This window comes from Pseudomonas sp. NPDC096917 (assembly GCF_044762555.1).
GTDB lineage: Bacteria > Pseudomonadota > Gammaproteobacteria > Pseudomonadales > Pseudomonadaceae > Aquipseudomonas.
Window position 1 is genome coordinate 150,070 of sequence record NZ_JBIWEO010000004.1, and the last position, 19,982, is coordinate 170,051.

The window sequence follows — 19,982 nt, forward strand, 5'->3', positions numbered from 1 at the left end:
CTACTCAAGACCTAGAAACCTAAACTGGACAACAAATCGTCAACATCATCCTGGCCGGATACGACGTCACTACGCTTATCGGCATGAATCTGCGGACCTTCACCCTTCGTCAGGTCTTTTTGCGAATTATTTTCCGCACGCAGCGCCTCACGGTCATGTTCGATCCCGGCGAAACGATCTACCTGGCTGGCCATCAGCACCAGTTTGAGCAAATTGCGTTCAACCTCCGTGACCAACTGCGTGACGCGCTTGATCACCTGACCGGTGAGGTCCTGATAATCCTGGGCCAGCAGAATGTCGGTCAAATTACTGGAGACAATCTGCTGCTCGGCTTCGCTTCGCGTCAAAAAACTGTCAACCCGATGTGCCAGCTCACGAAACTCTTGGGCACCGACTTCACGGCGCATGAAGCGCCCCCAGTCAGCACTCAAGGCTTTGGCTTCCTGCCCCAGGCCATTGACCAGGGGCGTACAGTTCTCCACCAGATCCATGGTTCGATTGGCGGCGGCTTCCGTCAACTTCACAACATAAGCCAAACGCTCAGTGGCATCCGTGATCTGCGACACTTCTTCAGCGCGCGGCATGGTCGGATCAATATGAAAATCGACTATGGCGCTGTGCAATTCGCGCGTCAGCTTGCCAACTTCGCGGTACAGACCGCGATCACGGGTCTGGTTCAGTTCATGAATCAATTGCACGGCGTCGCCAAACTGGCCCTTTTCGAGGCTTTCGACCAGTTCGTGAGCATGTTTTTTGAGGGTCGACTCAAACTCGCCCGTTGTTGAATCTATCTGCTGCATTGCGCCCCCCAGAGAACCGTTCAACCGATGCGTTCGAAGATCTTTTCGATCTTGTCTTTGAGTGCGATAGCGGTGAACGGCTTGACCACATAGCCGTTTACGCCGGCTTGGGCAGCTTCAATGATCTGCTCACGCTTGGCTTCGGCAGTCACCATCAGCACGGGCAAATGCTTGAGTTTGTCGTCCGCTCGCACATGGCGCAGCAGTTCAATACCGGTCATGCCAGGCATGTTCCAGTCAGTCACCAAAAAGTCGATGTGACCCAGATTGAGGATCGGAAGCGCCGTCGTGCCGTCATCCGCCTCGACCGTGTTGGTGAACCCGAGGTCACGCAACAGGTTTTTAATGATCCGCCTCATCGTTGAAAAATCATCAACGATGAGGATTTTCATATTCTTGTCCAATTCGACCTCCAAGCAGTCTTAAACGCGCCCTGTTTCTGAACGCGCCATTTCAATCAATTCGGTGCATTTAACAATCGATAACGGTGTAGCCGCTGGCAGGCCGTGATGGGTTGCGCAACGACCCCAGCCCCATAGAAGAGCAGGTCCATGGGCCCTTATCGCAGCCTGCGCCAGCGGCGACAGGATTGGCGTCGCCTCAGTGCGCTCGCCACTGGCTCAGACGCGCGCGCAATCGTGCCGCGCACTGGCTGTGCAACTGACTGACACGCGACTCGCTCACCCCCAGCACCTCACCGATTTCCTTGAGGTTGAGCTCTTCGTCGTAGTACAGCGCCAGCACCAGCCGTTCGCGCTCCGGCAACAGGCTGATGGCTTCGGCCAACGCGGCCTGAAAGCGTTCATCCTCCAGGTCTCGCGACGGCTCAAGATGAGCACTGGCGCCATCCTCATGCAGCCCTTCGTGTTCGCCGTCCTGCAACAGGTCGTCGAAACTGAACAGCCGGCTGCCCAGGGTGTCGTTCAAGATGGCGTAATAATCATCAAGGCTTAACTTAAGTTCGGCCGCAACTTCGTGATCTTTAGCGTCACACCCTGTTTTAGCTTCAATTACCCGAATGGCGTCACTGACCATGCGTGTGTTGCGGTGCACCGAACGCGGCGCCCAGTCACCCTTGCGCACCTCATCGAGCATGGCGCCACGGATGCGGATCCCCGCGTAGGTCTCAAAACTCGCACCCTTGGTGGCGTCGTATTTGCTCGACACTTCAAGCAGGCCGATCATTCCAGCCTGGATCAGATCGTCTACCTGCACGCTGGCAGGCAAACGCGCCAGCAGGTGATACGCGATGCGCTTGACCAGCGGCGCGTAGCGCTCGATCAGCTCATATTGGCTGTCACGCGACGGCTTGCTGTACATGCGATAGCCGCTGGCAGTCATTAGACCCGTCCCCTACCCGCTTGCTGTACCAAGCGCTCGACAAAGAATTCCAGATGACCCCGCGGATTGGCCGGCAACGGCCAGGTATCCACCTTCTGGGCAATGGCCTTAAACGCCAGCGAGCACTTGGAACGCGGGAAGGCTTCGTAGACCGCACGCTGCTTTTGCACAGCCTTGCGAACACATTCGTCATAGGGCACAGCGCCGACGTATTGCAGAGCCACGTCCAGAAAACGGTCAGTGACCTTGGTCAATTTGGCAAACAGGTTGCGCCCTTCCTGAGGGCTCTGGGCCATGTTCGCCAGAACCCGGAAACGGTTCATGCCGTAGTCACGGTTGAGCAGCTTGATCAAGGCATAGGCATCGGTGATCGAGGTCGGCTCATCGCACACCACGAGCAGCACTTCCTGGGCGGCGCGCACAAAACTCACCACCGATTCGCCAATCCCGGCGGCGGTGTCGATGACCAGCACATCCAGGTTATCGCTCAGATCGCTGAAGGCCTGAATCAAGCCCGCGTGTTGCGCAGGGCTCAAGTGCACCATGCTCTGGGTGCCCGAGGCCGCTGGCACGATGCGAATCCCGCCGGGGCCCAGGAGCAAGACATCACGCAGCTCGCAACGACCCTCGACCACATCGGCCAGGGTAAATTTGGGGGTCAGCCCCAGCAGGACATCGACATTCGCCAACCCGAGGTCGGCGTCCATCAACATGACGCGCCGGCCCATTTCGGCCAGCGCGATGGACAAATTGACTGACACATTCGTTTTACCGACGCCACCCTTGCCGCCGGTCACTGCGATCACCTGTACGGGATGCATGCTGCCCATGATCTTTTTTTACCTTGTCTTACTTAGACGCGGCTACAGAGACTGCTGCGTGTTCCCCAGGAACAACACCGTGCAGACCATCAATGTAGGTACATTGCAACGTAATCATCGCTACCTCAGCCAACCCGTTTGGGCGGGCTGTGGTAAATATCAGCGAACATATCGGCCATGGCTTCTTCGCTGGGCTCTTCCTGCATTTGTACACTGACGGCCCGGCTAACCAATTGGTGCCGACGCGGCAGGTGAAGATCGTCGGGAATCCTTGGACCGTCCGTGAGATACGCCACCGGCAGCGCGTGGCCGATTGCCAGGCTCAGCACCTCACCCAGACTCGCCGTTTCATCGAGCTTGGTCAGAATGCATCCCGCCAGCCCGCAGCGCTTGTAACTGAGATAAGCCGCCGCCAGCACTTGCTTCTGGCTGGTAGTGGCCAGCACCAGGTAGTTGCGCGCCTTGATCCCGCGCCCCGCGAGACTGTCAAGTTGCAGGCGCAGCGCCGGGTCGCTGGCTTGCAGGCCTGCGGTATCTACCAGCACCACGCGCTTGCGTACCAGCGGCTCAAGGGTTTGGCCCAACGACTGGCCGGGGGCCACGTGGGTCACCGGTACATTCAAAATGCGTCCCAGGGTTTTAAGCTGCTCCTGGGCGCCGATACGAAAGCTATCCATGCTCACCAATGCGATATTTTGCGCGCCATATTTGAGTACATAGCGCGCCGCCAGCTTCGCCAGCGTTGTGGTTTTGCCCATGCCTGCGGGACCGACCATCGCGATCACACCGCCCTCTTCCAGGGGCTCAAGCTGCGGGGTCGTAATCATGCGTGCCAGGTACGCCAGCAACATCCGCCAGGCCTGACGCGGTTCCTCTATCTGGGTCACTTGCGCCAACAAATCGCGCGACAACGGACCGGACAAACCGATGCGTTGCAAACGCCGCCACAAGTTAGCCTGTTCGGGCCGGGAGCCTTGCAACTGGTTCCAGGCCAGCGAGCCCAGTTGCACTTCGAGCAGCTCGCGCAAACCATTGAGCTCATTGCGCATGTTGTCGAAAGCACGCTGATCAATCGACGGCGCAGGCGCGGGCAGCGGGCGCGGCGGTTCTACCAGCGTGGGTTCAATCAACGGTTCAGCGGCCGTCAGCGGCAAGCCGGCGAACAACTGACGGCTGGCCTCGGCATCGCCCTCACCGCGCAGACTCAACTCGGCCTGGGCCGACACAATCTTCGATTGGGTCTTGCGCAGTTCTTCTTCCAGCTCAACATTCGGCACCCTGGGTGCCAGTGCGGACAACTTGTAATCCAGGGCCGCGGTCAACTCAACGCCGCCAGCGATCCGGCGATTGCCAATAATGGCGGCATCAGCCCCCAATTCGTCACGAATGAGTTTCATGGCCTGACGCATGTCTGCGGCGAAAAATCGCTTCACTTGCATAAATCAAACCCTCAGCCGTTAGGGCCAACTGTCGCAACGATCGTCACTTGCTTGTTGTCAGGAATTTCCTGGTACGCCAGCACGTGCAGGTTAGGCACCGCCAAACGGCCAAACCGCGAAAGCATCGCGCGTATCGGGCCGGCCACCAGCAAGATCACTGGATTGCCTTGCATTTCCTGACGCTGAGCCGCGTCGATCAAGGAGCGCTGGAGTTTTTCAGCCATGCTTGGCTCCAGCAAAACACCGTCTTCCTGACCTTGACCTGCCTTCTGCAAACTATTGAGCAATATTTGTTCCAACCTTGGCTCCAAGGTGATCACAGGCAGCTCAGACTCAACGCCGACAATGCTTTGCACGATGGCGCGGGACAAGCCGACCCGCACAGCGGCAACCAAAGCGGCAGTATCTTGACTCTTATGGGCATTGTTCGCGACCGCCTCGGCAATGCTGCGTATATCGCGCACCGGCACTTGCTCGGCCAGCAGCGCCTGCAAGACCTTAAGCAACTGCGACAGGCTCAATACACCCGGTACCAACTCTTCGGCCAACTTAGGTGAAGACTTGGCCAGCAGCTGCATCAATTGCTGCACTTCCTCATGGCCAATCAACTCATGGGAGTGCTTGTACAGAATTTGATTGAGGTGCGTTGCAACCACGGTACTGGCATCGACCACGGTATAGCCCAGCGATTGCGCCTGACTGCGCTGGCTGACTTCGATCCACACCGCTTCCAGGCCAAAGGCCGGGTCTTTGGCGGTAATCCCGTTGAGGGTGCCGAACACCTGCCCGGGGTTAATCGCCAGCTCGCGATCCGGGTAGATCTCGGCCTCGGCCAGAATCACGCCCATCAGGGTCAGGCGATAAGCGCTGGGCGCCAAATCGAGGTTGTCGCGGATGTGCACGGTCGGCATCAAAAAGCCCAAGTCCTGAGACAGCTTTTTACGCACCCCCTTGATCCGCGCCAGCAATTGCCCACCCTGATTGCGGTCTACCAACGGGATCAGGCGATACCCCACCTCAAGCCCGATCATGTCGATAGGCGTCACATCGTCCCAGCCCAGCTCTTTGGTTTCCTGGGCACGGGCTGGCGAAGGCAGCAGCTCTTGCTGACGCTGCACCTCTTGCAGGGCCTGCACCTTGACCACGTTTTGTTTTTTCCACATCAGGTAAGCAGCACCACCGGCAACGGCCGCCAGGCTGAGGAATGAGAAGTGCGGCATGCCCGGCACAATCCCCATCACCGCCATCAAGCCAGCCGACACCGCCAGGGCCTTGGGCGAGGCGAACATCTGGCGATTGATCTGCTTGCCCATGTCTTCGGAGCCCGAGGCACGCGTCACCATGATCGCGGCGGCAGTCGACAACAGCAGCGACGGCAATTGCGCCACCAAACCGTCACCGATGGTCAGCAAGGCGTACACCTTGCCGGCTTCGCTGAAATTCATGCCGTGCTGGAAAATACCGACGGCCATACCGCCAATCAGGTTGATGAACAGAATCAACAGACCGGCGATGGCGTCACCACGCACGAACTTACTGGCACCGTCCATCGAGCCGTAGAACTCAGCCTCTTGGGCGACTTCCTGGCGGCGCAGCTTGGCCTGGTGTTGATCGATCAAGCCTGCGTTAAGGTCGGCGTCGATTGCCATTTGCTTGCCGGGCATGGCGTCGAGGGTGAACCGTGCGCTGACCTCGGAAATACGCCCGGCACCTTTGGTCACCACCACAAAGTTGATGATCATCAAAATCGCGAACACCACGATACCGACGACGTAGTTGCCGCCGATCACCACCTCACCGAATGCCTGAATCACTTTACCGGCAGCGGCGTGACCCTCTTGACCGTGGAGCATGACCACCCGGGTCGAGGCTACGTTAAGCGCCAGGCGCATTAACGTCGCGATCAGCAGAATGGTCGGGAACACCGCGAAATCAAGCGGTCGCAGTGCGTATACGCACACCAGCAGCACCACGATCGACAGCGCGATATTGAAGGTAAAAAACACATCCAGGAGGAACGCCGGGATGGGCAGCATCATCATTGCCAGCATCACCAGCAACAACAGCGGCACGCCTAACTGCCCCTGACCCAAACCGGCCAGACCGTTGCGTGCGGTGTTGATTAACTGAGAGCGATCCAATGACATTGCGACAAACCTTTAGCAAACTTTTGACGCCAGATGCGCCCTGAAGCCTGCCACTGCAAGAAACCTTCCAACTTTGGCAAATGGCCACATCACCGGGAGGCAAACCCAAAATTTGTAGGCTCCAGCTTGCTCACGATCGTTTGATCTGCCTCTGGCGAGGCAAAAGAAGCGTGACTCAGTTCCAGCGCCATTCGCCCAGGTCAATCACCAGGCACGCACTGCTGTTGGAGCCGAAAACGACGTCTATCTTGCGGTTGGGCTCATAGCGGTCAGTGCCGCTGCCACCAATCAAAATGGCACCACACCGACCGTCACGCACATGCGGGTGCTCCTCCCATACTGGCACGCTGTCCAGCTGTAATTGGCGGATGAGTTTGTACAGGATAAAACTGCGCACACAGCGACCGTTGATGCCTTCAAAACTCAGTGATTTGCGCATAAACGACAGTATCGAATCACGCTCTTTGTAGCAGCGCGCCATGATCGCGCTGTAGTAATGCTCCCGCCCACAACTGCGCGGCACGGTGGGTAATGAGATGACGGCGAGCAGATTGGTGCCTTCGGTGCTGAACCCCACAATGTGGCGCTCTTTGAGCTGATCCAGCCAAAAAATCGCAAAGGTGCCATCCAGCGCGGGGAATTTCGGAAATAAGCCCTCAAGATCGACCTTGGCTTTTTCCTGCGTATCACTCAACACGCAGGTTTTGATAGAGCCATTGGGAATAAGGGTTAACTCGATCGACATCGCGCATCTCCATTGCCAGCACACGAACAAAATGACGCTCGTTGTCACAAGTTAAGCAGGTTTACCAAAAGCCTCTACTGTCAGAAATGACAGGCTGTCAGGACGGCTATACCTAGCAGATCTACCAGTACCCAGCGCTGCGAATGAAGTTCACCCTAGACACTCTTGCGCTATTTATAAAGAGAACGTTCATGGAGAGAGTTGCGCTGTATACCTATCATTACGACCCCCTTGACCGTCTGACCGGCACAAAGTCTGCGCGGCAGTCAGACAGCCTACGGTTTTATTGCCAAAACCGGATCACCACTGAAATCCAGGGCACCGCGCATCACTCGATCATGCAGCAGGGTAATCAAATACTGGCCCAACTGACACACGAACCTCACCAGCAAAAAGCCACCTTGTGCGTGACCGATTCGCAGCGGTCGATCCTGCATACACTCGATACTCAAGAACAGTATGCCTCTGCCTATACCGCCTATGGGCATCATCCGAAGCAAAGCGGTTTCAAACGCTTATCAGGCTATAACGGTGAACGTGCTGACGCTGTCACCGGGCATTATTTATTGGGCAATGGCTACCGAGCATTTAATCCAATCCTCATGCGCTTCAATAGCCCTGACAGCATGAGCCCTTTTGATAAAGGAGGGATTAACAGCTATGCCTACTGCCTGAACAATCCTGTCAATCTTCGCGATGACAATGGACACTTGCCATTCACATTCCTGAGCACAGTTACAGAAAGATTTAATAGACTCCTCGACACTTATTTACCCCTCAACATAACAAGCCTTGATCAGCCGCTTTCGCGAGGCCACACATTTCATGACTTTGAAGAACCAGGCCGCATGTTTGGAAGAAGAAGATATGACAGCAATAACAAAGAAGTCTATTCACTAATATTAGATTACAACCCCCAAACCCGTATTGCCACGATACATGAAACAGGTAAACCTTCGCGATTCATGCTCGTCAGCGAGACCATTGAGCCCCTTTCACTGCAACAGCAGGCCTACAGCAAAACCCTTGGCCCTATACTGAACCACCCCGAAACCCTAAGGCATGTAAAAAACATCAAGGACCTTTCATCCCTTAACCAGATGAATTATCTAAAAGCGCGCGCATCATTTGATCACCAACTTACGAGTGCCGGTGTAAATGGCTCACTTCGCGCTCGGCACCTGCGGGGCTTCAATGCTCAAGTCAGCTCAGGAAACATACGCGGCGTTCTAGCCAACTCTGAACGGGCAAATCTGACTTATTGGTAACGACACACCAAAATCCGGACGCGCACGATTTATTTCACATGATTATGGTATTAGAGCATGGAGTTATTATGAGGATGTGTATAAGCGCGCCGGAATTTACTGCTTGATCATCAGCCGTTTCATGCGCCTCACACGCAACTGAACAAGCACATCGACGGCAGCCCACCTACAAGGCGCTATGCAGGCCATGGATCACCTTGAGTTCCAAAGGCTCATGGGCACAAGGGTTAACTCGATCGACACGCGCATTTCAATTGCCAGCACACGAACAAAATGATGCCCGTTGTCACACGTTAAGCAGGTTTACCAAAAGCCTCTACCGTCAGAAATGACAGGCTGTCAGGACGGCTATACCTAGCAGATCTACCAGTACCCAGCGCGGCGAATGAAGTTCACCCTAGGTGCTCTTGCGCTGTTTACAAAGAGAAGGTTCATGGAGAGAGTTGCGCTGTATACCTATCATTACGACCCCCTTGACCGTCTGACCGGCACAAAGTCTGCGCGGCAGTCAGACAGCCTACGGTTTTATTGCCAAAACCGGATCACCACAGAAATCCAAGGCGACGCGCAGTACTCGATCATGCAGCATGGCGATCAATTACTGGCCCAACAGACACGCCAAGCCAATCAATACACCAGCAGCTTGCTTGCCACCGATTTACAACGTTCTGTCTTGCAGACGACAAACGGAGCAGAACAACAGACCATCGCCTATTCACCGTTTGGTCATCATGCGAACGAACACACATACACCCACTTGTTAGGCTTTAATGGCGAACGAGCCGACTCTGTCACCGGGCATTATTTATTGGGCAATGGTTACCGGACGTTTAATCCAGTATTGATGCGTTTTAATAGTCCGGACAGTTGGAGCCCATTTGGTAAGGGAGGGATCAATCGCTACAGCTACTGCCTGAATAACCCGGTTAATTATCGAGATCCTTCAGGACACTTCTTTGCTCACGTGAGTGATTTTTTTGCTTTAGGGGGCATTTCTGCATCGATTGGAGGCATCGTCATTGCTATAAGCAGCCCTGCCCGCACAAGCGGCTCTGCGATTGTCGCTTATGCCGCCGGCGCGCTTGGAATACTGCATGGGGCAGTGGCAGCCAGCGCACCGGGAACAGCAATTGGAGCGGTAATGGCCACCAGCAGCGCAAGCCTTGGAGCTGTCGCCATGAAGAAGGGGATCAGTGCGCACCGCTCTGCCAGCCAAGGGCTCTCTAATCGAGGCTCTCTGAACTCCTTGGACGCCATGGAAAATGCCCTGACTCAATCAGCCAGATTTACACCTAACCGCACGATAGAGGCCCACCGGACTATCATCTGATTGACTTTCAATCATCGCCTCCAGACTTTGAAACCTTGCCCCTTGCAATGCAGCGTGATCCGCGGGAATTAGCACCCGAGTACACGCCTCTAAGCCAGGCGCACGAACGGACAACGCCACAACGAGTGACAGTTAAAATAAGCCACCTGCCTGAGGTCCACAGACAAAACAGCGTGGCGAAGAAGGTCGAGGGCATCAGAGAGACCGGCGTCTAACTCACCCGCTGATCGTGCGTTTCACTCATCCCGCCGCAAATCCGGCGGGATGGGCACCTCTTTGAGCGGATCAGGCCGTTTGCCCTTGCCGGCTTGGTACTGGCGGATCTGGTACACGTATGCCAGGACTTGCGCCACAGCCAGGTACAAGCCCGCCGGGATTTCCTGCTCAAGCTCAGTCGAGTGGTAGATCGAACGCGCCAGCGCCGGGGACTCCAGCAGCAGGATGTTGTGTTTGGCGCCGATTTCTCGAATTTTCAGCGCCAAAAAGTCGCTGCCCTTGGCCAGCAACATCGGCGCCCCGCCCTTCTCCGGGTCGTATTTGAGGGCCACGGCGTAGTGCGTCGGGTTGGTGATGATGACGTCCGCGTCCGGGATGGCGCTCATCATGCGGCGCTGGGACATTTCGCGCTGCACTTGGCGAATGCGCTGTTTAACCTCGGGTCGACCCTCCTGATCTTTGTGTTCGTCGCGGATTTCCTGCTTGGTCATCAACAGTTTTTTGTGGCTCTCCCACAGTTGCACTGGCACATCGACGGCGGCGATCAGGATCAAGCCGCAGGCCATCCACAAAGCGCTCCAGCCCACCACTTGCAGGCTGTGGATCACCGCCAGTTCCAGGGGCTCGTGGGCGATGCGCAGCAGATCGTCGATGTCGGATTTCAACACCAGCAACGCCACGATCAGGATGATGAAAAACTTGGCCAGCGCCTTGAGCAGTTCAACCAGCGCCTTGGCCGAGAACATGCGCTTGATCCCGGCCGCCGGGTTCATGCGGCTGAATTTTGGCGCCAGGCTGCCCGCGGCAAACAGCCAGCCACCCAGTGAAACAGGACCGATGAGTGCGGCAATTAATAAGGTGACAAGCACCGGTTGCACGGCGATCAGGGCGACTTTGCCCGAGTGCAGTAAAAACGCGCCCATGGAGTCGGTGTTAAGCAGGGTTTCGCGGCTGATGCTGAAGTTGTAGCGCATCAACTCCATCATGTCTTCGGCCAGGGCACCGCCAAAAATCAGTAGCCCGGCTGAGCCCGCCAGCATGATGGCCAAGGTGTTGAGTTCTTTAGAGCGGGCGATTTCGCCCTTTTCCCTGGAGTCTTTTTTTCGTTTCTCCGTGGGGTCTTCTGTTTTATCGGCACCGCTCTCGCTTTCTGCCATGGCTATTTTGCCTGTGCCAGTTCACGTAAAAACTGCAAGGCCTCGGAGGCCAGCGGTTGATACTGGTTGAGAATATCTGCCATGCCGATCCACAGAATCACCATGCCCAGCACCAAGGTCAGCGGAAAACCAATGGCAAAGATGTTCAGTTGCGGCGCAGCGCGGGTCATCACCCCAAAGGCAATGTTGACCACCAGCAAGGCGGTGATTGCGGGCAGCACCAGCAACAGGGCCGCGCCCAGGACCCAGCCCAATTTGTTGGCGATTTCCCAATAGTGCTGGGTCAGCAGCCCGCCACCGACCGGCAAGGTGGTGAAGCTCTCGGTGAGCACTTCAAACACCACCAGATGCCCGTTCATGGACAGGAACAGCAGGCTCACGAGCATGGTAAAAAATTGCCCGATGACCGCTACGTTGACCCCGTTAGCCGGATCGACCATGGACGCGAAGCCCATGCCCATCTGGATCGCGACGATTTGCCCGGCCACCACGAACGCCTGGAAAAACAGCTGCAATGAAAACCCGAGCAATGCGCCAATGATGATTTGCTCGGCAATCAGCATCAGCCCGCTGAGGTCCAGCGGGTTGACCGTGGGCAACGGCGGCAGGCTGGGCAGGATCGCCAGGGTGATCGCCAACGACAGAAACAGCTTGATGCGCTTGGGCACCAGGGTCGTACCGATGATCGGCATGGTGGTCAGCAGTGCGCCCACCCGGAAAAGCGGCAGCATAAAGCTGGCGACCCAGGTACTGATCTGCGCGTCCGTCAGGGCCAGCAGCGACATTTAGCCGATCAACTGCGGAATGCTGCCGTACAACTGCAGGATGTATTCCATAAAGGTTTGCACCAACCACGGCCCGGCCACGATCAAGGTGATCAGCATCACCAACAACCGCGGTAAAAAGCTCAGGGTCTGTTCGTTGATTTGAGTGGCCGCCTGAAACATGGCCACCAACAAACCCACCAGCAAACTGGGGATCACCAGCACCGCAACCATCATCGTGGTCAGCCACAACGCACTGCGAAACAGGTCAACCGCGACTTCTGGGGTCATGGGCTCAGACTCCGCCGAAACTGCTGGCCAGGGTGCCGATAATCAGCGCCCAACCATCGACCAATACAAACAGCATGATTTTGAACGGCAACGAGATGATCAGCGGCGAAAGCATCATCATGCCCATGGCCATCAGCACACTGGCCACGACCAGGTCGATGATCAGGAACGGGATGAAGATTATAAAGCCGATCTGGAACGCGGTTTTAAGCTCGGACGTGACAAACGCGGGCACCAGAATGGTCAAGGGGGCGGCGTCCGGTGTGGCGATGTCGGTGCGTTTGGACAGACGCATGAACAGCTCAAGGTCGCTGGTGCGGGTCTGCGCCAGCATAAAGTCCTTGATCGGGCCTTCGGCTTTGAGAATCGCGTCCTGAGCCGTGAGTTTTTCCGCGAGGTACGGCTGCAAAGCGTTTTGGTTAACCTTGTCGAACACTGGCGCCATGATGAACATCGTCAAGAACAGCGCCATGCCGGTCAGGATCTGGTTGGACGGGGTTTGTTGCAGCCCCAGCGCCTGACGCAAGATCGAGAACACGATGATGATCCGTGTAAAGCTGGTCATCAGCATCACGAACGCCGGGATAAAGCTCAGGGCGGTCATGATCAGCAAAATTTGCAGGCTGACCGAATACTCTTGCTGGCCGTTGGCCCCAGTGCCCAGGGTGATCGCCGGAATCGACAGCGGGTCAGCCCCGAATGCGACCGGTGCGAGCAACGCCAACAACAGCGCGACGACTAAACGCATTACGGCTTGTCCTTTTGCTGACCGAGTATTTCCATCAATCGCTTGGCGAACTCCGGGCTGGCCGGCTGAGCGTTGCCCGGCACCGAGACAGGCTCTTTGAGCACGTGCAGCGGGGTAATACGGCCCGGTGTAAGACCGAGCAGGATTTGCTCATTGCCCACTTGCACCAGCACCAACCGGTCACGCGTGCCCAGTGCGCGTGAGCCGATCAACTCAATGACCTGCCCTTGCCGCGGCCCGGTTTGCTGAACGCGGCGCAGCAGCCAGGCCAAGGCAAAGATCAACCCCAGCACCAACAACAAACCCAGCACCAGTTGCGTCAACTGCCCACCCAAACTGCTGCCGGCCACCGGCGCGGTGGCTACGCTGGCCAGCGGCTCTGCCGCCAGCACGCTCAGGGGTAACGCCAGTAAACCGCCGAGAACCCGTTTCATTTAGCGAAGCTTCTTGATGCGTTCGCTTGGGCTGATCACGTCGGTCAGACGGATGCCAAACTTTTCGTTGACCACAACCACTTCACCATGGGCAATCAAGGTGCCGTTGACCAGTACGTCCAGCGGTTCACCGGCCAGACGATCCAGCTCGATCACCGAGCCCTGGTTGAGTTGCAGCAGGTTGCGAATGTTGATGTCGGTGCTGCCCACTTCCATGGAGATCGACACCGGAATATCCAGAATCACGTCCAGGTTGGGACCGTCCAGCGAGACCGGGTCGTTATTGCGCGGCACGCTGCCGAACTCTTCCATCGCCAAACGATTGGAGGCCGGTTTTTTGGCAGCATCGGCGGCCAGCAGTGCGTCGATATCGGCCTGGCCCACATCGCCGGTTTCTTCCAGCGCTGCCGCCCATTCATCAGCCAGCGCCTGGTCAGCAGCAGTTGTATCGTGTTCGTTAGCCATCAGGTGTCCTCGGCGAGCAGTGAATCATTAGCACAGCAAATTCGGGTGGCCCGGCGCTTAGCGCCGAACGATGGGCTCAACCACTTGCAAGGCAAGGTTGCCTTTGTGCGAGCCCAGCTTGACTTTGAAGGCGGGTACGCCATTGGCGCGCATCACCAACTCGTCCTGCAATTCGATCGGGATTACATCACCAGGCGCCATGTGCAAAATATCTCGCAGGCGCAATTGGCGCCGGGCAACGGTGGCGCTCAGCGGCACGCTGACGTCCAGCACGTCTTCGCGCAGGGCCTTGCTCCAGCGTTCGTCCTGATCGTCCAGATCGGACTGGAAACCGGCATCGAGCATTTCGCGCACCGGCTCGATCATCGAGTACGGCATGGTCACGTGCAGGTCGCCGCCACCGCCATCGAGCTCGATGTGGAAGGTCGAAACCACAATGGCTTCGCTAGGGCCGACGATATTGGCCATGGCCGGGTTCACTTCCGAGTTGATGTACTCGAAATTGACCTCCATGATCGCCTGCCAGGCTTCCTTCAAGTCGATGAAGGCTTGCTCCAGCACCATGCGCACGACCCGCAACTCGGTGGGGGTGAATTCGCGGCCTTCGATCTTGGCGTGACGGCCGTCGCCGCCGAAGAAGTTGTCCACCAGTTTGAACACCAGCTTGGCGTCGAGGATGAACAGCGCGGTGCCGCGCAACGGCTTGATCTTGACCAGATTGAGGCTGGTGGGCACGTACAGCGAATGCACGTACTCGCCGAACTTCATCACTTGCACCCCGCCCACTGCCACGTCGGCCGAGCGGCGCAGCATGTTGAACATGCTGATGCGGGTGTAACGGGCGAAACGCTCGTTGATCATTTCCAGGGTCGGCATACGGCCCCGGACAATTCGGTCCTGACTGGTCAGGTCGTAACTTTTGACGCTACCGGGCTCGGCGGCGGCTTCGGCCTGTACCAGACCGTCATCGACACCATGCAACAGCGCATCAATTTCATCCTGGGACAGCAGGTCTTGCACGGCCATGTCGTGGTCCTACTGCAATACGAAGTTAGTAAACAGCGCTTGGTCAATAACCACTTTGCCAAGTTCTTTTTTCGCGACTTCCTGCACGCTGGCAGTGGTTTTCTGACGCAACATTTCCTGGCCCACGGGGGTCGCCAGGCTGTCAAAGGTCTGTCCGGAAAAAAGCATGACCAAATTGTTGCGGATCACCGGCATATGCACCTTGAGTGCATTGAGGTCATTTTGATCACGCGCCTGCAAGGTGACGCTCACCTGCAGATAGCGCTGGCGGCCGTTGTCATTGAAATTGACGACAAAGGCGGGAGGCAGTGGTTCGTAAATAGCGGCGGGCCTGACGCTGGATTCAGCCACCGGCGGCGCGCTTTTGTCGGCGCTCATGAAGTACCAGGTGGCACCCACCGACACGCCGATCGCCAGCAGCACGCCCACGACGATCAGGATAATCAGCTTGAGTTTGCCTTTGTCGGCGGGATCTTTTACTGCGTCGCTCGTCGCCATGCCAATAATCCGTCACTTTTGGGTTTTCACAGGTGCATGGCTAGGCAGAGCAAGTGTTATGCCAGAACGACCGGGGATCACATTGAGACTGCTGGAGCGAGCTTGCTCGCGATCGATTAAATATCAAAAAATTCGCGAGCAGGGGGGGGCGGGCTTAAGCGTAGTAGTCCACGGCGCTGGAGCCCAGGACGATGCCTGGGGCTGCGGCCTCGGGTGCAGCGACAGCCACGTCCTCTTCGCCAGCGCCTTGAAGCCGCTGGCCAGTAGAGCGGCTTTGAGCATGCTGCTCCTGGCCTTGGCCCTGCCAATTGCCTGATGAGTCCGACACGTTAACGTCGACCTGGTTCATGCCCTGCTGGGCCAGCATGTCACGCAGACGATGCATTTGGCTGTCCAGCGCTTCACGCACCCCCGCATGGCCACTCATGAAGTTGACTTGCGCCGACTGGTCGGCCGCCATGTTGACCCGAATATCCAGACGCCCCAGCTCGGCTGGCTCCAGTTGGATGTCGGCAGATTTGAGGTTGGCGCTGGACAAGTACATCACGCGGTTGACCACGTCCTCGGTCCAGCCACTCTGGTGCATCGCCAACGGCTGGTTAACCGGCAACGCATTCGCCGTTTTTGGAACGACGGCTTGAGTCAGTGCAGCCAGGCGATTGGCGAAGTCATCGACCCGAGTGTCGCTGGAAGCGCTTTTCAGGTCTTTCAACCCCTCGTCAACCAGCCCCTTGAAAGCCTTGTCGCCACCTTCACCACGGGCGGATGCATCGGCTTCGGGATCGATCAGCATCGCGATCGCGCTCGGCTGGCCTTGGACGGCGGTGGTCAAATTATCCGACTGAAGGTTTTTCGCCGCAGGCTGACTGCTGGCAGACACATGACCGCCCTGCTCCATCGCCAATCGCACTGCCGGCATGTTATCCAGCGGGTCTGCCTGCGGGTCAAAGGGGTCTTCGGGCGCCGCGGCGGGCTGTGACTGGGCTTGCGCCGTTATGGCGGCGGCCGCTAATTGCGCAGCCTGGATGTCAGGTTGTGCAGGCGCAGCAGGCGGCGGAGCCTCGGCGACAGGAGGTGCTGTGGGTGCTAACGCAGCGGGCTCAGGCAAATCGGGGGCTGATTGGGATTCGTCAGGCTTGGGCGTATTGTCAGGCTGATCGGTGTCTTTGCTCTTGCCACCAGGCAAGTGTTTGCCGGTATCGGCAATGGCGGGAGGGCTTTGCTCAACGTGGTCATTGACCGCTTCATGCTGGGCGACAGCCTTGGGGCTTGCTTGAGCAGACGTGGCATCAGACGCTTTGGCATAGACCCTGGAAAAATGCTCAGCCCCAGACTTTGCGGGGCCGACGCCAAGCTGCGCAGCGTTGCCCAGCGTTGATTTGGACGCAGCAACAGCGGGTGTCTGGAGTAACGGATTGGCGGCGAGTGGCATTGGCAAAGTCTCCACTGTACGGCTGGCATAGGTACAGGTCCAAGGGACTGAGCAAGGTTCGGGCCAGCTTTGCCATTAACCGCCAGGTGCAAAATTGGACGGGGCGACTCGCTGGCGCTCGGCACGATAGAGCTGGCGCACCATTTGGTACTCATCATCAATTTTGATGACCAACTCTTCGATACCCACCAGCTGTTTCTTTTGCGCCCGCTCTTCGAGCTGACCGCACAGCTGCGCCAATCGAATGGCACCCATGTTGCTGCTGCTGCCTTTGAAGCTGTGAGCAACCTGAGTCAGGTCGCGCGCTTCGTGAGCATTGTGCAGTTGGCCAATGCGCTCTTCGGAGTCCGAGAGAAAGGTGTCCAGCAGGTCCGCAAACCCCCCTTCCATAACCTCTCGCAATGAGCTGATGACTTGTTCATCCATATGAATTTCAGACACTTGTTCACTCCTTGATCAAGAATGTTGCAGATTATGCCAGAGCCTCCCATGAAAACTCTACGGTCGACTTTCGACCTTCCTCGGACCAGCGCGCAGTCGGGCACAGTTGGCGCACCAAATCGAGCCCGCGTCCTGACAGACGATCCCGCTCAAGCGGCCTGGCCAGCATCCTGGCGACATCAAAGCCCTGACCACTGTCTTCAACGTCAAGCTCAAGCCGCCCGCCGCCGGGGCATGGCATGACCTGCATCGAAACACGCACGAAACCACTTTGTAGCTCAGCCAGGCGCTGATTGCGCAATTGGTAATATATTGTAAAACCTTCGGCGTCACGCTTGAGCCGAGAATCGAGGCCCAACACACCATGCTCCAGCGCATTGCTGTACAGCTCGGTCAAAACTGAATGAATCACCGCCGCTTGTGCGCGCAGCCCGTGGACTTCCATCAGCAAGTGCAGCAAATACGGCAACGGATTGAATTGTTGCAGGGTTGAGGCACGAAACTCAAAACTGGCCGACCAGTCGAGCGGGCTGCATTGACCGCTGTCGGTGTAGAGCATGACCGGTACGCCCGGATGCTCCGGCAGTTTCGAGGTGATCTGCACCATGCTCACGTCATCGCGCGTGCAGCCCTGAAAATCTCTCAAGGCTTGCTCAACCTCGTCGATCAAGTGCTGCGGATCGCGATTGGCATCCAGCACGCACTGTAGTCGTTCCACGCCAAACATTTGCTCATCCGGACCACTGGTCTCCGTGACCCCATCGGTGAGTAAAAACAGTTGATCACCGGGGAGCATCGGCAAGACCTGCGTCGAATGGTCAAACGCCTTGGCATTCAACACCCCCAATGGCAAATGCTGCGAGACCAGCGTGATGCGTTGCCCCGTTGCCCTTGCTTGCAGATAACCCTCGGGCATGCCGCCACTCCACACCTCGACGCTACGGCGCTGCGCACTGACGCACACCAGCGTGGCACAGCAGAACATGTCGACGGGCAGGATACGTTTGAGCTTGGCATTCATTTCACGCAGCATTTCACCCAGGCCGTAGCCTTTGGCCGTCATGCTGTAGAACACTTCCGACAGCGGCATCGCACCAATCGCCGCTGGCAAGCCATGACCGGTGAAGTCGGCCAGCAGCAAGTGGGTATCGCCCGACGGGGTGTAGGCGGCTAGCAGCAAGTCACCATTGAACAAGGCGTACGGCGATTGTCGATAACGAATATTGGGCGCACTCAGGCAGCCCGAATGCGCCACCCGATCAAACACGGCCTTGGCCACTCGCTGCTCGTTGAGCAGGTAGTCATTGTGCCGGGCAATCAGATCACGCTGTTGCAGGACGGTTTCCTGCAGGCGGCGCAGACGGTCCATCACGGTGATTTTGGCCGCCAGCAGCAACGGATTGTAGGGTTTGATCAGCACGTCATCACCGCCCGCCTCAAGCGGGCGGGCCAGGGCATCGGCATGGTTGAGTGATGTCAGAAAAATAACCGGTACCAGCACCTCTCCAGCCAGCGCCTTGATCTGGCGCGTGGCTTCAAAGCCGTCCATCACAGGCATGAGAGCGTCCATCAACACCAGTTGCGGGCGTTGTTCACGGAACAGCTCTACGGCCTCGGCGCCATTACTGGCGAGCAGCACCTTATGCCCCTGACGCTGCACGATACTCGACAGCAAAAGCCGGTCAGCAGCGCCGTCCTCGGCGATCAATACCGTCAACCCATGCGCCTGCGGCAATGGGCCGTTCAATTAATGTCGAACAGCTTGTCGAAGTTGGAGATAGCCAGAACTTTGCGCACTTCCGGATTGCTGTTCACCACCCGCACATCCGATTCATCGCCCCCGGCATGGTCGCGCAGCAACAACAGCATGCCCAGCGCCGAACTGTCGAGGTAGGTGGCCTCTTTGAGGTCCACGACCACCTGAGGAGATGTGAGCGCGCATTTTTCGTAAGCCTCACGAAATGCTTGATGCTTGCTGAAATCAAAGCGGCCCTTGATGGCGATCGTCAACTGCTTGCCATCGTTTGAAACGTGCGACGTCACTGCCATGCGACTGCTCCTGTGTCCAATATCGATTGACCCTGAACTATAGACGCTGACGGCAACTCGTCAGCGGCTACCGTAAATTGTTTTCAATAAACCTCTTGGCGTGGCAGGCGCTGGGACAGTTCGTCCATCAGTTTCTGTTCGCGCTTGTCTTCGAGCTGGCGAGCTTCGTCGGCGTAGCGTTGCACCAGCTTGCGCAACCCCTCGACCCGGGCATAGGCCTGTTGCCAGCTCTCGCGGGCTTTGTTGAGGTTGTTTTCATGCCATTGCAGGCTCTGACGCTGCTGGCCAACCGCAGTTTCGAGCTGGTTGAGGAAGTATTGGTAGTTGCGCAGCCATTGGCCGCTCACGCCCTGACTGCCGCGCTCGACCCATTGCAACTGGTATTCGCCACGAAAGTTCTCAAGGTCGCCGAGTTTGCTGTTGGCCAGGTTGACTTGCCCCTGAAAGTGCCCCAGACGCTGAGCGGCGGCCTTCTCGGTTTTTTCGGCCATTTCGACCACCGGCGCCAGACGCGCCGCTCTTGCATCACTGGCCATAGCCAACGACCTCTGGGCATCGTCCACCCCGTGG

Annotated in this window: 22 protein-coding genes; 2 read left to right on the forward strand and 20 right to left on the reverse strand. The window is 57.2% G+C overall.

Features of this window, described 5'->3' with window-relative positions; genetic code table 11:
• Positions 1-11: 11 nt before the first annotated feature.
• From ACIQYF_RS06665 to ACIQYF_RS06695, 7 genes are all read right to left on the reverse strand, one after another.
• Entirely contained in the window at positions 12-800 is a 789-nt protein-coding gene (locus tag ACIQYF_RS06665; RefSeq protein ID WP_402858402.1) for a protein phosphatase CheZ, read from the reverse strand.
• Positions 801-820: 20 nt separating this feature from the next.
• Positions 821-1,192: a chemotaxis response regulator CheY gene (locus tag ACIQYF_RS06670; protein ID WP_402858405.1), complete on the reverse strand. Its 372-nt coding sequence runs from the start codon at positions 1,190-1,192 to the stop codon at positions 821-823.
• 208 nt (positions 1,193-1,400) lie between these two features.
• On the reverse strand, positions 1,401-2,141 hold the full coding sequence (fliA, locus tag ACIQYF_RS06675) for an RNA polymerase sigma factor FliA (protein ID WP_402858408.1): 741 nt from the start codon (positions 2,139-2,141) through the stop codon (positions 1,401-1,403).
• Positions 2,141-2,971 (reverse strand): flagellar synthesis regulator FleN, encoded by an 831-nt coding sequence (fleN, locus tag ACIQYF_RS06680; protein WP_402858411.1) that lies wholly within the window; start codon positions 2,969-2,971, stop codon positions 2,141-2,143. The genes fliA and fleN overlap by 1 nt, the downstream gene beginning before the upstream one ends.
• A 116-nt stretch (positions 2,972-3,087) precedes the next feature.
• Positions 3,088-4,401: a flagellar biosynthesis protein FlhF gene (gene flhF / locus ACIQYF_RS06685; RefSeq protein ID WP_402858414.1), complete on the reverse strand. Its 1,314-nt coding sequence runs from the start codon at positions 4,399-4,401 to the stop codon at positions 3,088-3,090.
• An 11-nt stretch (positions 4,402-4,412) separates the two neighbouring features.
• Positions 4,413-6,542: a flagellar biosynthesis protein FlhA gene (flhA, locus tag ACIQYF_RS06690; RefSeq protein ID WP_402858761.1), complete on the reverse strand. Its 2,130-nt coding sequence runs from the start codon at positions 6,540-6,542 to the stop codon at positions 4,413-4,415.
• 181 nt (positions 6,543-6,723) lie between these two features.
• Positions 6,724-7,293, reverse strand: coding sequence for a hypothetical protein (locus tag ACIQYF_RS06695; protein WP_402858417.1), 570 nt, complete (start codon positions 7,291-7,293; stop codon positions 6,724-6,726).
• A gap of 191 nt (positions 7,294-7,484) precedes the next feature.
• Here ACIQYF_RS06695 and ACIQYF_RS06700 point away from each other — a divergent pair, with 191 nt between their 5' ends.
• Both ACIQYF_RS06700 and ACIQYF_RS06705 read left to right on the forward strand, forming a co-directional pair.
• Positions 7,485-8,561: an RHS repeat-associated core domain-containing protein gene (locus tag ACIQYF_RS06700; RefSeq protein WP_402858420.1), complete on the forward strand. Its 1,077-nt coding sequence runs from the start codon at positions 7,485-7,487 to the stop codon at positions 8,559-8,561.
• Between the two features lie 385 nt (positions 8,562-8,946).
• A complete protein-coding gene (locus ACIQYF_RS06705; protein ID WP_402858423.1) occupies positions 8,947-9,891 on the forward strand; it encodes an RHS repeat-associated core domain-containing protein in 945 nt (314 codons plus the stop codon).
• 236 nt (positions 9,892-10,127) lie between these two features.
• Here the strand turns inward: ACIQYF_RS06705 and flhB are convergent, their stop codons facing one another.
• The 13 genes from flhB to fliJ form a co-directional block, all read right to left on the reverse strand.
• A complete protein-coding gene (gene flhB / locus ACIQYF_RS06710) occupies positions 10,128-11,264 on the reverse strand; it encodes a flagellar biosynthesis protein FlhB (RefSeq protein ID WP_402858426.1) in 1,137 nt (378 codons plus the stop codon).
• Positions 11,265-11,266: 2 nt separating this feature from the next.
• A complete protein-coding gene (fliR, locus tag ACIQYF_RS06715; RefSeq protein ID WP_402858429.1) occupies positions 11,267-12,049 on the reverse strand; it encodes a flagellar biosynthetic protein FliR in 783 nt (260 codons plus the stop codon).
• Complete coding sequence (gene fliQ / locus ACIQYF_RS06720; protein WP_019409960.1) at positions 12,050-12,319, reverse strand: flagellar biosynthesis protein FliQ; 270 nt, start codon at positions 12,317-12,319, stop codon at positions 12,050-12,052.
• A 4-nt stretch (positions 12,320-12,323) separates the two neighbouring features.
• Positions 12,324-13,067, reverse strand: coding sequence for a flagellar type III secretion system pore protein FliP (gene fliP / locus ACIQYF_RS06725; protein ID WP_402858433.1), 744 nt, complete (start codon positions 13,065-13,067; stop codon positions 12,324-12,326).
• Positions 13,067-13,501, reverse strand: coding sequence for a flagellar biosynthetic protein FliO (gene fliO / locus ACIQYF_RS06730; protein WP_402858436.1), 435 nt, complete (start codon positions 13,499-13,501; stop codon positions 13,067-13,069). Before fliO ends, fliP begins: the two co-directional genes overlap by 1 nt.
• Positions 13,502-13,966, reverse strand: coding sequence for a flagellar motor switch protein FliN (gene fliN, locus ACIQYF_RS06735; protein WP_402858439.1), 465 nt, complete (start codon positions 13,964-13,966; stop codon positions 13,502-13,504).
• A 57-nt stretch (positions 13,967-14,023) separates the two neighbouring features.
• Positions 14,024-14,992, reverse strand: a complete 969-nt coding sequence (fliM, locus tag ACIQYF_RS06740; RefSeq protein WP_322240366.1) for a flagellar motor switch protein FliM — start codon at positions 14,990-14,992, stop codon at positions 14,024-14,026.
• 9 nt (positions 14,993-15,001) lie between these two features.
• Positions 15,002-15,490, reverse strand: a complete 489-nt coding sequence (gene fliL, locus ACIQYF_RS06745) for a flagellar basal body-associated protein FliL (RefSeq protein WP_402858444.1) — start codon at positions 15,488-15,490, stop codon at positions 15,002-15,004.
• A 154-nt stretch (positions 15,491-15,644) separates the two neighbouring features.
• Positions 15,645-16,922, reverse strand: a complete 1,278-nt coding sequence (locus ACIQYF_RS06750) for a flagellar hook-length control protein FliK (RefSeq protein ID WP_402858447.1) — start codon at positions 16,920-16,922, stop codon at positions 15,645-15,647.
• Between the two features lie 75 nt (positions 16,923-16,997).
• Positions 16,998-17,363, reverse strand: coding sequence for an Hpt domain-containing protein (locus ACIQYF_RS06755; RefSeq protein WP_402858450.1), 366 nt, complete (start codon positions 17,361-17,363; stop codon positions 16,998-17,000).
• A 31-nt stretch (positions 17,364-17,394) separates the two neighbouring features.
• Entirely contained in the window at positions 17,395-19,098 is a 1,704-nt protein-coding gene (locus tag ACIQYF_RS06760) for a SpoIIE family protein phosphatase (protein WP_402858764.1), read from the reverse strand.
• Between the two features lie 8 nt (positions 19,099-19,106).
• The gene (locus tag ACIQYF_RS06765; protein ID WP_402858453.1) at positions 19,107-19,412 is read right to left on the reverse strand and encodes an STAS domain-containing protein; all 306 of its coding nucleotides are present in this window, start codon (positions 19,410-19,412) and stop codon (positions 19,107-19,109) included.
• An 83-nt stretch (positions 19,413-19,495) separates the two neighbouring features.
• A complete protein-coding gene (fliJ, locus tag ACIQYF_RS06770) occupies positions 19,496-19,948 on the reverse strand; it encodes a flagellar export protein FliJ (RefSeq protein ID WP_402858456.1) in 453 nt (150 codons plus the stop codon).
• Positions 19,949-19,982 lie beyond the last annotated feature (34 nt).